The following is a 13,293-nucleotide window of genomic DNA, read 5'->3' on the forward strand; positions in this document are numbered from 1 at the left end:
CATTCGAGAACTCAAAAGCTCACCAAGAACCAGGTGTGAGGCTGTGAGGTTCTGTCTCCTAAAATGACGAGTGTTGTCGCCTCCAACTTCGAAACCTGCGACGATGCACAATATAGCCGCCACCAGTGCTATGAGCGCTCCATAAACAGGGACCGCACGAACCACTAAGACCACAATTGCTGCCAGGCCGGATTACCGACAAGATCGTCGAGGAGATGCCGTCGTGGTGAGCGCGTCCGCTCGAGCGCGTCCATGCGGCGATCTTCATCGACGCGATCGGGGTCAAGGGCCGTGACGGCCAGGTCGGGAACCAGCCGTTCTATGCGGCGATCGGGGCCGACCCGGAGGGCCACAAGAACATCCTGGGGATCTGGCCCGGCCAGGGCGGTGGGGAATCGGCCAAGTTCTAGCTGGCCGTGCCGACCGACCCGCGCAACCGTGGCGTGGCCGACGTGTTCTTCGTCATCTGTGATGGACTGATCGGGGCGCTCTGGGGCGGCCGGAGTTGGTCGGAGCCGGATCAGCCTCCGCTCATGCGCCGTTCCTAAGGGGCTGCTCCACGAACCTCGGGTCCTACTGGAGGACAGTTAACCGCACTGCACGAACCCCCGACCATCGTGGAGTACGCCCATGTATCGGCCAGTAGCCTCTAACCGCCGTGCAATACATAGTCGTGCAGTACATAAGGGTCGTCACTGTTTCCTGTGGCCGTCGGGACGTACTGCCCCCTGGGGACCGCGTTTCCGCGCAGACCGCTGGGGTGGCAGATCAGCGGTCCGTAAGAGAAGGCGGTTCTCGGCGCGAAGAGAAGATACGTCCTGTGACGGACCGCAGTCGTCGATGGCCGCGAGCGCTCGTGAGCGCCGGGCGCGGTAGTCCTGCTTGAGCCGGGTGGCTCCCCGCCGATTACGCTGTCACCCGTGAACGAGCTCGACAGCGTCAGCACTAACGGAACCCCGGCCTGGGACAGCGCCCGCTACCTGCGGGAGATCCTCAAGGCCCCCGTCTACGAGGCGGCCGAGCACACGCCCCTCCAGGAGATGCCCGCCCTGTCGGCCCGCCTGGGCAACACGGTCGAGGTCAAGCGCGAGGACCTCCAGTCGGTCCACTCCTTCAAGATCCGCGGCGCCTACAACGCCATGCGCTCCCTGGGCCCGGCCGAGCGCGAGCGCGGCGTCGTCACCGCCTCGGCCGGAAACCACGCCCAGGGCGTGGCCCGCTCCGCCGCCCTGCTGGGGGTCAGCGCCATCATCGTCATGCCCACGGTCACCCCCCAGATCAAGGTCGACGCCGTGCGCGCCCTGGGCGGCGAGGTCCGCCTCCACGGGGACAACTTCGACGCCGCCAAGGCCGAGGCCCAGCGCCTCGCCGAGGCCGAGGGACGCACCTTCATCGCCCCCTTCGACGACCCCCGCGTCATCGCCGGCCAGGGCACCATCGGCCTGGAGCTCATCCAGCAGGACGCCCACCTCGACCGCGTCTTCGTGCCCGTGGGCGGCGGGGGTCTGGCCGCCGGCGTCGCCGTCCTCATCAAGCAGCTCATGCCCGGGATCAAGGTCATCGGCGTCGAGCACGAGGAGTCGGCCTGCCTCAAGGCCGCCATGCTCGCCGGCGAGCCCATCACCCTGCACCACGTGGGCCTGTTCGCCGAGGGAGTGGCCGTGCGCCGCATCGGCGAGGAGACCTTCCGCATGTGCCGCGCCCTGCTCGACGACGTCGTCACCGTCTCCTCCGACGAGACCTCCGCCGCCGTGCGCGACATCTTCGACGACGTGCGCGCCATCTCCGAGCCCTCGGGCGCCCTGGCCCTGGCCGGCCTCAAGCGCTACGCCGCCGAGCACCACCTGGCCGACGAGCGCCTGGCCTTCATCCTCTCGGGCGCCAACCTCAACTTCCACCAGCTGCGCTACATCTCCGAGCGCTCCGAGATCGGTGAGCAGCGCGAGGCGATCCTGGGCGTCACCATCCCCGAGGAGCAGGGCTCCTTCCTGCGCTTCGCCTCCATCCTGGGCACCCGCTCGGTCACCGAGTTCAACTACCGCCTCTCCGCGGCCCGCGCCGCCACCGACCCCGCCCGTATCTTCGTGGGCGTGCGCATCGCCGGCAATCAGGAGCGCGCCGCGATCGTGGTCGACCTGGAGGAGGCCGGCTACGACGTCGTCGACCTCACCGACGACGAGCTCGCCAAGGTCCACGTGCGCTCCATGATCGGCGGGCGCGCCACCCCCGGTGTGCCCGAGCGCCTCTTCTCCTTCCTCTTCCCAGAGTCCCCCGGGGCCCTCGTCCACTTCCTGGAGGTGCTGGGCACGCGCTGGAACATCACCCTGTTCCACTACCGCACCGACGGCGCCGACTACGGCCGCATCCTGTGCGCCTTCGCCGCCGGGCCCGACGACGTCGAGCTGACCGAGCACATGGACCGGCTCGGCTACTCCTACAACGAGGAGACCGCCGACCCCGCCTTCCGCTTCTTCTTGGCCCGCTGAACCGTGACAAACTCGTGACCCCGGGGTCTCGGCCAGTGGGCTTCGGTGCTGGCGGCGATCTGCTGTGGTGGGTGTCATGAGATAGGGGGTCGCTGTTTCTAGTGCGACTCCCATAAGGTTATTGACGAATCACTTGTCGCGGCCGGGTGCGTTGAGAGCGCCCCGGTGGCCTCCACCTGACGCCGGCCGCGCCCCGACTCGTCTCACCAGGAGAAACACCATGACCCGTCTCGCCGTCGTCGTCGGCTCCGTCCGCCCCAACCGCGTGGGTGGCGCCATCGCCCAGTGGGTGGTCGACCAGGCCAACCAGATCGAGGGCGTCGACGCCGAGATCGTCGACATCGCCTCCTTCAACCTGCCCCTGTTCTCCGAGGAGATCCCCCCGCGCATGGCCGTCCCCTCCGACCCGGCCGGCGCCGCCTTCGACGCCGCCCTGAAGTCCTTCGACGCGCTGATCTTCGTCACCCCCGAGTACAACTTCTCCATCCCCGGGGCCCTGAAGAACGCCATCGACTTCCTCCAGCCCGGCGCCGTGGCCAACAAGGGCGTGGGCGTGGTCGGCTACTCCTACAACGTCGGCATCCGCGCCGTCAGCCACCTCCAGCAGATCCTCCAGGGCATGGGCGCCACCGTCGTGGCCTCCAACGTGTTCCTCTCCCTCAACACCGACTTCGCCGACGGCTCCTTCTCACCGGCCTCCTTCCACGACCCCGAGGTCCCGGCCATGGTGCGCGACGTCGTCGCCCACTCCGACGCCCTGGCCTCCCTGCGCTGACGGCCACCCGCTCGCCGGCCCGTCCGCAGCATCACCCCTCATCAAGGAGAACTCATGACCCGTCTCGCCGTTGTCCTCAGCTCCGTGCGCCCCAACCGAGCCGGAGGCGCCGTCGCCCAGTGGGTGGTCGACCAGGCCTCCGCCGTCGAGGGCGTTGAGGTCGACCTCGTCGACCTGGCCGAGCTCAACCTGCCCGTCTTCGCCGAGGCCGCCCCGCCGGCCATGGCCGCCCCCACGGACCCCGCCGGCGCCGCCTTCAACGAGCGGATCAAGGCCGCCGACGCCATCATCTTCGTCACCCCGGAGTACAACTGGTCCATCCCCGGTGCGCTGAAGAACGCCATCGACTTCCTCGAGCCCGTCGCCCTGGCCCACAAGGGAGTCGGCATCGTCTCCTACTCCTCGACCGGCGGCGTCCGACCGGCTGAGGCCCTGCGCGTCATCCTGGCCAACTTCCAGGCCTCCGTGGCGCGCCGGCAGATCGGCCTCAACATGAAGACGGACTTCGAGAACTTCTCCACCTTCGTTCCCACGCCCGCGCGTGACACGGAGGTGCCGGCCCTGGTCGCTGACGTCGTCGCCTCGTCCCAGGCCCTGGCCTCCCTGCGCTGAGGCTCGAGCCCGGACGGCCGGGTAGCCGGCCGGTCCCTCCGGCTCGTCACGTCGCCGTCGTCGCCACCTGAGGGTGGTGCCGACGGCGACGCCGTACCTGCTTCGGCTGCGCGGACGCAGCCGGTCGGTGGGTAGGGTTTCCACCATGACTGCGCGCAGCGAGCGAGGCGGTTCCCGCCGGGACGACAGAGACGGACGCGGCGACCGCAGTGGTGACCGCGGCTACCGGGGCGGCTCCGGCGGCGACCGCGGCTACCGAGGCGGTCGCGGGGGAGGGGACCGTGGCGGTGACCGCGGCCACCGGGGCGGCGAGCGCGGCCGCTCGCGCCGCGTCTACGATGACGAGCCCCGCGACGGCCTCCTGGCCGACCTCGTCGGCCACCTCCACGCCCTCGACGGGCGCTCCTACGCCGCCTACAAGGCGATCGTCGGACGCTACCGGGCTCCCGCCGGCTGGGTCCTGCACATCGACCGCGTCCAGTCCGACCCCTACGCCCCGCCCACGCGCATCCATGTGGACGTGCCCGCTGACCTGCACAGCCTGGCCCTGCTCGACGAGGCCGACCTGCTGGCCGACGTCGACCGGCGCCTGGCCGTGGGCGACTTCCTCACCCGACAGCTGCACGCCGGCTTCCGCGGCACCGCCCTGTCGATCGCCTCCCCGGGCCAGGAGATCCTTGAGCGCTCCAGCGTCATCGTGCGCCCGGATGACACGGACGAGAAGTCCGGCTGGGTCCTGGAGGTCCGTGCCCGCCTGGCCCTGCCTGCCCAGGGCCGCTCCATCCGGGGCAACGAGGCCGCCCGGATCGTGGGGCGCGACCTCGTGCGCGAGCTGGAGGAGGCCATGGACCTCACCGGCGAGCGGGGCGACCGGCTCGTGCGCCACGTCGCCACCCTCGAGGACCACCGGGCCCTGAGTGCCGCCGTGGCCCGCAACGGCTGGGTGTCCTTACTCGCCGACGGCGCCGTCCTGCCGCGCCGCTCCGGCGTCAGCGACGAGCCCCTGGCCGACGGCATCCCCCTTGAGGCCCCCGACTCCATGGCCGCCGAGGTCGACCTGCCCCACGCCGGGCGCGTGCGCGGCACCGTCGTCGAGGCCGGCGTCAACGTCATCGTCGGCGGCGGCTACCATGGCAAGTCGACGCTGCTGAGCGCCATCGAGCGCGGCGTCTACCCGCACGTGCCCGGGGACGGGCGTGAGCTCGTGGCCACGGTCCCCGACGCCGTCAAGGTACGGGCCGCCGACGGGCGCGCCGTGACCGGGGTGGACCTGACCCCCTTCATCTCCCACCTGCCGGGCGGGCGCGAGACCGCCTCCTTCACCACCCGCAACGCCTCGGGCTCCACCTCCCAGGCCGCCTCCATCATCGAGGCGGTCGAGGCCGGCTCCACCGTGCTGCTGCTGGACGAGGACACCTCCGCCACCAACCTGCTCATCCGCGACTCGCGCATGCGCGAGCTGGTCGCCAGTGACCGTGAGCCCATCACCCCGCTGGTGGACCGCATCACCGCGCTGTTCCGCCGGCGCGGGGTCTCCACGGTCATGGTCATGGGCGGCTCCGGGGACTACCTGGACGTGGCCGACCGGGTCCTGCTCATGGACGCCTACCACCTGCGCGACGTCACCGAGCGGGCCCGCCAGGTCGTGGCCGACCAGCCCCGGCCCCTCACCGAGCTGGAGGACTTCGCCGCGCCCCGCCAGCGCGTGCCCGAGCCCGCCCCGCCGCGCACCCGCCGGGGGCCTGTGCGCACCCGGGCCCAGGGCACCTCCACCCTCGTCCTGGACCGCGAGGACATCGACATCTCCGACGTCGGCGGCGTCGTCGACCCCGGCCAGGCCGAGGCCATCGCCTACGCCCTGCGCGCCCTGCTCGAACAGCGCTTCGACGGGGTCTCCCCGCTGCGCGAGTGCCTCGACGACCTCGAAGCCCTGCTCAACGACGAGGGGCTGGACGCCCTGACCGACGAGCGCGAGCGGCCCGCCTTCCTCGTGCGCCCGCGCATGGTCGATGTCGCTGCCGCCGTCAGCCGCTACCGCAAGCTGGAGCTGGCCTGACGACCATCTCCGTCACGCCGATGGTGGCCACGAGGGTTGTGCCTCGTTGCCTCGCGCGTGCGGGGACAGTCCACGGTTGACCGCTACAAGGACAAGACGACGGTGCGTTGCCTCCCGCGTGCGGGGACTATCCACCCCTACGGGGGCCGTTCCGCGCGGTTGGCGACCTTCGACGCCACCGAGGGCTGAAATCCTGCACCCGCATGCGCAACATGTCCCCGCCCGCGAGATGGGTGCGCCCAGTTCCTCGCCAGTGAGCCCCGTGCCCACCTCCGCCGGATCGACCCGCCAGCCACGATCAGGCCGCAACGAACGGCGAATTTGTCCGTATGGGACGACTTTGAATCGGAGGCTCAAGAGCGCCGTTCACGACAGTACAGGTCAGCCCTCTGTTACTTCCAGATACCGACGATTAGCTGCTGTCAAAGTCGTCCCTGGTGGACACCAGCCGCCTCTCGGAGGCCGTCTCGGGGCGGCGCCCTGCGGTGAATCCGCCTGTGAGACCGGACCTGGTCGGGCGTCGACCCGCTCGTCGCGGCCGGCACGGAGGCGCGGCCACCTGGTCTGCACTAGGTCCTGTTGCGTATGTCCGGGTGGGGGCCGTCCCTCACCAGTCACCCGATGTCGCGGTCGTACCTTATGTCTCGCGTTCGAGGGGTAGAGGGTACGAACGCGCGACCTACCCTACGACCGCGCTGGTGCTTCATCCTGTTTTCGCAACAGCCCCTAGGCGGCTGAGCCGGCCCGGTACTCGCTGCGGTACTCGCTGGTCCTGGTGTGGATGAGGCGGGGGATCGAGATGGTGTTGTCGAACAGGCCGTCGCGGTAGCCGGCCTGGAGGCCGAACAGCACCTTGAAGCGCAGCGTCATGGGGTTGCTCGTGCGGGCCACGCGGCGAAGCGTCGAGTCGGGCATCTTGCGCAGCACGCTGACGATCCTGCCGGCGTCGCGCCAGGTGGCCCGGATGGGAGGCACGTTGAGACGGTCGAGGGCCTCGACCTCGCGCAGGAAGAAGTCGGCGCCCTCCCGCTCGGCCGCGCGCCACCAGCCGGCACGGTAGGTGGCCTCGAGCTGCTCGACGGCGTCGCACAGGGCGTCGTAGTCGACCCCGACCACCTCGGTGCGCAGCTCCTCGGCCCGGATCTGCTCCAAGGTGGCGTGCGCCAGCGGCAGGATGGCCCGGGCGACGTCGCCGACGGCGTTGTTGCGGGTGAGGCGGTCGGCCTCGGGCAGGGGCTTGCCGTCGCGGGGCAGGCGGGCGTCAACCTCCTCCAGGTGGGCGATGGAGGTGCGCAGGTCGCGGGTGAGACGGGCGGTGGAGCGCGGAACCCCCAGGGCGATGAGCAGCTCGGTCGCGGCGCGCCACTGGAAGTCCGCGTCCTCGGACCAGTGGGTCTCCGGCTCCGTGCGGTCCGGTGCCTGGTCCGGCGACGATGTGCTGGCGGGCTGCTGGCTGCTCATCAGGGTTGAGCCTCCTGTGGTGCGCAGGGAAACAGGTCAAGCGGTCGCGGGCGCTCAACGCTGGGAATGCGGGCCGGCGACCGGTGGCGAGTGTCTCAAGGCAACGTGTGAGAACCCTGGTGATTTAACCTTCAAAGGCTGAGGTGGGGTGGCTGGCCCCTGCCTCAGGCCGGAGCGTCGCCGGGGGCCAGGACGTCGACCTGGGCGGGCAGGTCCGTGATGCCGACCGGGCAGGTGACGCCGTTGGGGCCGTGGTTGCAGTAGCCGTTGGGGTTCTTGTGCAGGTAGGCCTGGTGGTAGTCCTCGGCCAGGTAGTAGGGGCCACCGAAGTCGGCCGGCGCGTCCGCGGCGTCCTCGATGGTGGTCACGCACATGCCCAGGCCCAGGCGCGTCAGCTCGCCCTGGAAGGCCTCGCGGATCCTTGCGGCCGCCTCGCGCTGGGCGGGCGTCGTCGTCCACACGGCCGAGCGGTACTGGGTGCCGACGTCGTTGCCGTGACGGTTCAGGTGCGTGGAGTCGTGGTTCTCCCAGAAGGTCCGCAGCAGCGTCTCGCCGCCCTCGCCGCACACGGCCGGATCGTAGACGACGCGCACCGTCTCGGCGTGACCGGTCGCCCCGGTGCACACCTCCTGGTAGGCCGGGTTGGGGGTCTGGCCGCCCATGTACCCGACCGACGTCGAGATGACGCCGTCCTGGCGCCACAGGATGCGCTCCACGCCCCAGAAGCAGCCGGCCGCCAGGTAGAGGACCCGACTGCTCTCGGGCCAGGGGCCGTCCAGGGGTGTCCCCAGCACCGGGTGGTCTCCGGGGGTGGGCAGGACCGGCGTCTCGCGGCCGGCCGGCGCCGCGCCGCTGAGCGAGTGACGAAGGGCGTTGAACATGAGGACACGCTACTGCGCCAGAGCCCTATTCCCGCCCGCGCTTCACTGACCGCGAGGAGCGGTTGGGGCGAGACGTGAGGGTGGGTGTCAGTCAGGTGTCCGGTGAGGACTCCGAACCGGAGCTGCTTACCCCCAACTGAGTGAGGGCTCGCTCGCGCCAATCGAGGAAGTTCTGGAATCTGCCGGTGAGCAAGGCCTGAAGCTCTGCACCGCTGTTGACGACGACGATGTCTTGCTGCTGATCCGCCTCGCTCATGTTCTCCGTGATGGCGCGCAGTTGCTCAGCGGTGTGGTTGCCGCGCGGGACGATGTAGGAGGGGCCTCCCTGAGGGTTGACGATCATGAAACCTGCCGAGATGCACAGGTCAAAGATGAAGTCGCACTCACCGGCAGTGAGGTGGGCGTGCCCGGTTCCCGCCGTCATCGCCTCGTCCTCCTCGAGCACGTGGGAGAAGTGGAAGTCCTGGAGCCCGTCGATATTGATGTCGGATCCGTCCTCGTTGAGCAGGGTTGCGGACGAGGAACGGTCCGCACTGGAGGGCGGTATGACCTTCATATGCAGTCGACGCCGTCGCAAGAACGCCTTCACGCCGTCGCGATCAGGGTCGACGAGTCGGTCTCCGTCGATCTTGTAGAGATAAAGAGAGAAGCCCATGGATGAGAGTGTCCCGTCTGGGTGTCGTCGAGCCGGGCATTCTTCGCGGTGCCCAACAGAATTTCTGTTGTCCTACGCGAAAAATGCCCGGCTCGGCGGAGAGGTGGTGGAAGGGGAGGGTCAGACCCGCTCGACCTTGACGATCTGGGCCTTGATCTCCCGGCCGGTGGGGGCCTCGTAGGAGACGGTGTCGCCCGCGCGGTGACCCATGAGGGCCTGGCCCAGCGGGGCATCGGGGGAGAAGACCTTGACGCCGTCGGGCACGTCCTCGGTGATCTCCTGGCCGCCCAGGGCGAAGACCTGCTCCTTGCCGGCCACCTTCGCGGTGACGATCGTGCCGGCCGAGACCGAGCCGTCGTCGGCCGCCTCACCGATCTGGGCGTTCTCCAGGGTCTCCTCGAGCTGGATGATGCGCGCCTCGTTGAGTCCCGCCTCCTCGCGGGCCGCGTGGTAGCCGGCGTTCTCTCTCAGGTCACCCTCCTGGCGGGCCGCCTCCACGCGCTGGGCGATCTCCTTGCGCTCGGTCGTCTTGCGGTGCTCGAGCTCGGCGGACAGGCGGTCGTAGGCCTCCTGTGTGAGCCAGGTGCCCTGTGACTGCTCGGACATGGGGTCCTCCTTGGATGACTGGTGCTGGTCGCGCAGCGGCCTGCCGGGCCACCTTGCGACGACGACACCCGGCGGCTCCTCACAGGGCCGACCGGGTTTGAAGCGCGAGTCTACGCCGTAGCCTGGAAGAACACTGAATGCTCGGCGGAAGGTGTTGGGGTGCGACTGCCTCAAGAGTGTGTCCGGAGGCGGGTGAATCGGCGCTGACCTGCTCGATCGGCGTCGGCTGTTGTTATCAGGAAAACCGGTAGGAACAATAGCCGGCCCGACGGCGTGGCGGTGCGCGGCGGCGCTCCCGCCTCCTGCCGCGGTCCCGTGGTCCGCCTGCCGCGCTACCGCAGCACCGCCAGGAAGCAGGCCACGCACTGGCAGGCCCACGCCGCCACGGTGCACACGTGGAAGATCTCGTGGAAGCCGAACCAGCGCGGCGAGGGGTCGGGGGTCTTGCGGGCGTAGACGACGGCGCCCAGCGTGTACGTCACGCCGCCGGCCACCAGCAGCCACACGATCGCCGGGCCGCCAGTCCTCCAGAACTGCGGCAGGAACCAGATCGCCACCCAGCCCAGGATGATGTAGAGCGCGGTGGTGAACCAGCGCGGCGCGTTCATCCACAGCAGGTTCGTGGCCGTACCGATCGCGGCGCCGGCCCACACGATGCCCAGGACCAGTGCGGCCGTGCGCGGCGGCAGCAGGGCCACCGACAGGGGTGTGTAGGTGCCGGCGATGAGCAGGTAGATGTTCGCGTGGTCGATCCGCCGCAGCGTGGACGCCACCTTCGCGGGCCAGTGGCCGGTGCCGATGTGGTAGACGCCGGAGTTGGCGAACAGCAGCAGCGAGCAGGTCAGGTAGATGGCGCAGGCCCACTTCAGGCCCGCCCCCGGCGCCAGCACCGTCAGCACGATGCACGCGGCCAGGGCCAGCGGCGCGGTTCCGGCGTGGATCCAGCCGCGCAGCCGCGGCTTGACGGCGGCGATGACGCCCTTGGCGCTCGTGGACGCACTGCGACGCGGAGCCGGTGCCGGCGGCGTCGGTGACTGCGTCGGTGACGATGTCGGTGACATGGGCGAGAGCGTCCTTCTGGGTCGCGTGGATCGAGGTCGAGGCGAGGTCGGTTGCAGACCTTACGAGTCCGTAGGTTACGTGAGCGTAGGTTGTGGTGGTAGCCGTCTGGAGAGCGATGTGATCCGGGCGGCACGCTCGCCCTCTGCGGTGGTCGTGCCGACCGTCTCCCCGACGGGCGTTGAGCCGGTCGACGCGGTCGAACGTCCTGATACGCCCCTGTTGTGCCCTGGTAGTCCTGGACGAACCTGAACGCCGGATTTGACCCGGCTGTTAGCCGTCTCGCCCAGCGCGGGAGGGACGGCGCGCGATACCGTTGGAGATGGCCCCGCGCCGTCGGGTCCCCGTCCCCACACCCCTACCGAGGAACCCTGAGGAAACGGCATGGCAGGCGACAACCTCCTCTATGACATCTACGAGCGCCGGTTGGCCGCGCGCATCGACCGGGCCACCGTGCCGCACCATGTGGGAGTCATCCTCGACGGCAACCGGCGCTGGGCCAAGTCCATGGGGTTCGGCGCCGCCCAGGGGCACAAGCGCGGCGCGGACAAGATCGAGGAGTTCCTCGGGTGGGCCGAGCAGATGGGGGTCCAGGTCGTCACCCTGTGGCTGCTGAGCACCGACAACCTCTCCCGAGACCCGGCCGAGCTCTCGCCCCTGCTGGACATCATCGCCCACGCCGTCGACGAGCTCGCTGAGACCGGACGCTGGAGCCTGCGGCTCGTGGGCGCCGTCGACCTCCTGCCCGAGCCGCTCGCCGAGCGCCTGCGCGCCGCCGTCGCCAGGTCCCAGCCGCTGGCTGCTGACGGCCCTGAGCCGAACGGGGAGACGGGAGCGGCCGCCGAGCCGGAGGGCCGGCGCATGCAGGTCAATATCGCCGTCGGCTACGGGGGGCGTCAGGAGATCGCCGACGCCGTGCGCGAGCTGCTGCGCGAGCGGGCCGCCGCAGGGGCGAGCCTGGAGGAGGTCGCCGCCTCCCTCAACGAGGAGGACATCACCGACCACCTCTACACCAAGGGTCAGCCCGACCCCGACCTGGTCATCCGCACCTCGGGCGAGCAGCGGCTCTCCGGCTTCCTCCTGTGGCAGTCGGTGCACTCCGAGTACTACTTCTGCGAGGTCAACTGGCCGGCCTTCCGGCGCGTGGACTTCCTGCGGGCGCTGCGCGACTTCGCCGGCCGGGAGCGCCGCCTGGGCAGGTAGCCGGGTCCACGGCCGCGGGGCTGCGGCTGCGGGGCAGCCGCGAGTGGGTCACGGGTGAAGAGCCCGCGGCGATGCGGGGGAGAAGACGGCGAAGGAGACGGGTGAGAATACGAGGGTGGTCAGTGACAGTCCCCGCTCTCCCCGCAGCATGAGCCCCGGCGCCGCCGGTGAGGGCGGTCCGGTTGGTGCGCTCGCGGGAAGGGTTCCGGCTCCGCTGGTCTTCGTCGTCTCCGCCTCCTCCCAGTACCTCGGTGCGGGGCTGGCTGTCTCCCTGTTCGCGCTCATGCCCTCCACCACGGTGGCCTGGTGGCGCCTGGTGGTGGGGGCCGCCGTGCTCCTCGCGGTCCGGCATCCCTGGCGGACGAGGTGGACGCGCAGGACGCTGGCGGTGGCCGCCGCCTTCGGGACGGCGACGGCCACGATGAACGTCATCTTCTACGCGGCGATCTCGCTGCTTCCGCTGGGCACGGTCGTCTCCCTGGAGTTCCTCGGCCCGGTCTGCGTCGCGGCCCTCACCGGACGGGGCTGGCGGCCGCGCTGCGCCGCGGTGCTGGCGCTCCTCGGGGTCGTGTCCATCTCCGGGCTCGGTATCGACCTGGGCCAGCCGGGCCAGAGGGCGGGTGTCCTGCTCGCGCTGGGGGCGGGCGTCGCCTGGGCGGCCTACATTCTTCTGGGCCGACGCGTGGCCGCGGCCGGGGTCGGGATCGACTCGCTCGCCGTGGGCATGGTCTTCGGGGCGTTGGTCTACGCCCCCTTCGCTGTCGGGACGGCAGGCATCGCCCTGACCTCGGTGGCCTCCGCCGCGATGGCGCTGGGGGTCGGGCTCCTGTCCACCGCAGTGCCCTACGGCCTCGATCAGGTGGTGCTCAAGCGGCTGGGTACCGACACCTTCGCGCTGCTGTCCTCGCTCATGCCGGCGACGTCGATGCTGGTGGGGGTGGTGGTGCTGCGCCAGCTGCCCGGCGCCTGGGAGGTGATCGGGCTGGCACTGGTCTCGGCGGCCGTCGCCCTGGCCAGCACGGACGGGCGCTCGCCGCGCCCATCGCGCCGATAGCCGGCGGCATACGGGCTCAAAATGTCACAAGCGGAGACTTTTCCGCAGGCTTTTCCGCCGCCCTGCGGGCTTCACGACTGTGCTGCACCGTGAAACCGCTGGTCAGGACGGCTCGCCGGCTGCAACGGTGAGCAGCTGCTGGATGAAAAGTCGCCCAGAGTGACACATTGGGGTGCTACGGGGCGGTCCTCGCCGTACCCCGGCGGGCCCAGCCGCTCGGGAACTCTCGGGTGAGTCGTGAAGGCCCAGTGAATCCGGAGTGTTCGCCGCGCGTGTGAGCGATGCCCTTGGGAAGCGGCGGAATCTCGGGCAGGATGTCTTCTGGTCCGGGCGCCGCCCGGCCTGGCTGGTGCCCCGGTCCCGGCACGCGTCGACTCACCGACGCTGTGCGCCGTCGAGCCGCGAACGCCGGCACCTCACGCACCGACGCGCACGCTGCCAGCGA

At 70.2% G+C, this 13,293-nt stretch carries 12 protein-coding genes and 1 pseudogene; 8 read left to right on the forward strand and 5 right to left on the reverse strand.

All coding sequences use genetic code 11. The features are described from left to right. Positions 1-188 precede the first annotated feature (188 nt). From EL340_RS15600 to EL340_RS15760, 6 genes and pseudogenes are all read left to right on the forward strand, one after another. A pseudogene (locus EL340_RS15600) lies at positions 189-485 on the forward strand (transposase); the annotation flags it as partial. Positions 486-920: 435 nt separating this feature from the next. Continuing rightward, on the forward strand, positions 921-2,486 hold the full coding sequence (gene ilvA / locus EL340_RS13370) for a threonine ammonia-lyase, biosynthetic (RefSeq protein WP_126415027.1): 1,566 nt from the start codon (positions 921-923) through the stop codon (positions 2,484-2,486). Between the two features lie 220 nt (positions 2,487-2,706). Continuing rightward, positions 2,707-3,261 (forward strand): NADPH-dependent FMN reductase, encoded by a 555-nt coding sequence (locus EL340_RS13375; protein WP_126415028.1) that lies wholly within the window; start codon positions 2,707-2,709, stop codon positions 3,259-3,261. 54 nt (positions 3,262-3,315) lie between these two features. Beyond that, positions 3,316-3,873, forward strand: coding sequence for an NADPH-dependent FMN reductase (locus tag EL340_RS13380; RefSeq protein ID WP_126415029.1), 558 nt, complete (start codon positions 3,316-3,318; stop codon positions 3,871-3,873). Positions 3,874-4,018: 145 nt separating this feature from the next. Further along, positions 4,019-5,929, forward strand: a complete 1,911-nt coding sequence (locus EL340_RS13385; protein WP_126415030.1) for an ABC-ATPase domain-containing protein — start codon at positions 4,019-4,021, stop codon at positions 5,927-5,929. Between the two features lie 57 nt (positions 5,930-5,986). Continuing rightward, entirely contained in the window at positions 5,987-6,118 is a 132-nt protein-coding gene (locus tag EL340_RS15760; RefSeq protein ID WP_269471636.1) for a hypothetical protein, read from the forward strand. Positions 6,119-6,655: 537 nt separating this feature from the next. Here the strand turns inward: EL340_RS15760 and EL340_RS13390 are convergent. From EL340_RS13390 to trhA, 5 genes are all read right to left on the reverse strand, one after another. Next, positions 6,656-7,390 carry a hypothetical protein gene (locus EL340_RS13390; RefSeq protein WP_126415031.1) on the reverse strand — a complete coding sequence of 245 codons (735 nt, stop codon included), beginning with the start codon at positions 7,388-7,390 and terminating at the stop codon, positions 6,656-6,658. Positions 7,391-7,554: 164 nt separating this feature from the next. Beyond that, positions 7,555-8,271, reverse strand: coding sequence for a peptide-methionine (S)-S-oxide reductase MsrA (msrA, locus tag EL340_RS13395; protein WP_126415032.1), 717 nt, complete (start codon positions 8,269-8,271; stop codon positions 7,555-7,557). Between the two features lie 91 nt (positions 8,272-8,362). After that, on the reverse strand, positions 8,363-8,926 hold the full coding sequence (locus EL340_RS13400; RefSeq protein WP_126415033.1) for a hypothetical protein: 564 nt from the start codon (positions 8,924-8,926) through the stop codon (positions 8,363-8,365). A 120-nt stretch (positions 8,927-9,046) separates the two neighbouring features. Then, on the reverse strand, positions 9,047-9,532 hold the full coding sequence (locus EL340_RS13405; RefSeq protein ID WP_126415034.1) for a GreA/GreB family elongation factor: 486 nt from the start codon (positions 9,530-9,532) through the stop codon (positions 9,047-9,049). Positions 9,533-9,864: 332 nt separating this feature from the next. Then, entirely contained in the window at positions 9,865-10,593 is a 729-nt protein-coding gene (gene trhA, locus EL340_RS13410) for a PAQR family membrane homeostasis protein TrhA (protein ID WP_126415035.1), read from the reverse strand. 382 nt (positions 10,594-10,975) lie between these two features. On the opposite strand from trhA, the gene EL340_RS13415 reads away from it, so the two are divergent. Both EL340_RS13415 and EL340_RS13420 read left to right on the forward strand, forming a co-directional pair. Next, on the forward strand, positions 10,976-11,794 hold the full coding sequence (locus tag EL340_RS13415; RefSeq protein ID WP_126415036.1) for an undecaprenyl diphosphate synthase family protein: 819 nt from the start codon (positions 10,976-10,978) through the stop codon (positions 11,792-11,794). A gap of 148 nt (positions 11,795-11,942) precedes the next feature. Next, positions 11,943-12,848: an EamA family transporter gene (locus tag EL340_RS13420; RefSeq protein ID WP_126415037.1), complete on the forward strand. Its 906-nt coding sequence runs from the start codon at positions 11,943-11,945 to the stop codon at positions 12,846-12,848. The last annotated feature ends 445 nt before the right edge of the window (positions 12,849-13,293 follow it).

The organism is Actinomyces viscosus (genome assembly GCF_900637975.1).
Lineage (GTDB): Bacteria > Actinomycetota > Actinomycetes > Actinomycetales > Actinomycetaceae > Actinomyces > Actinomyces viscosus.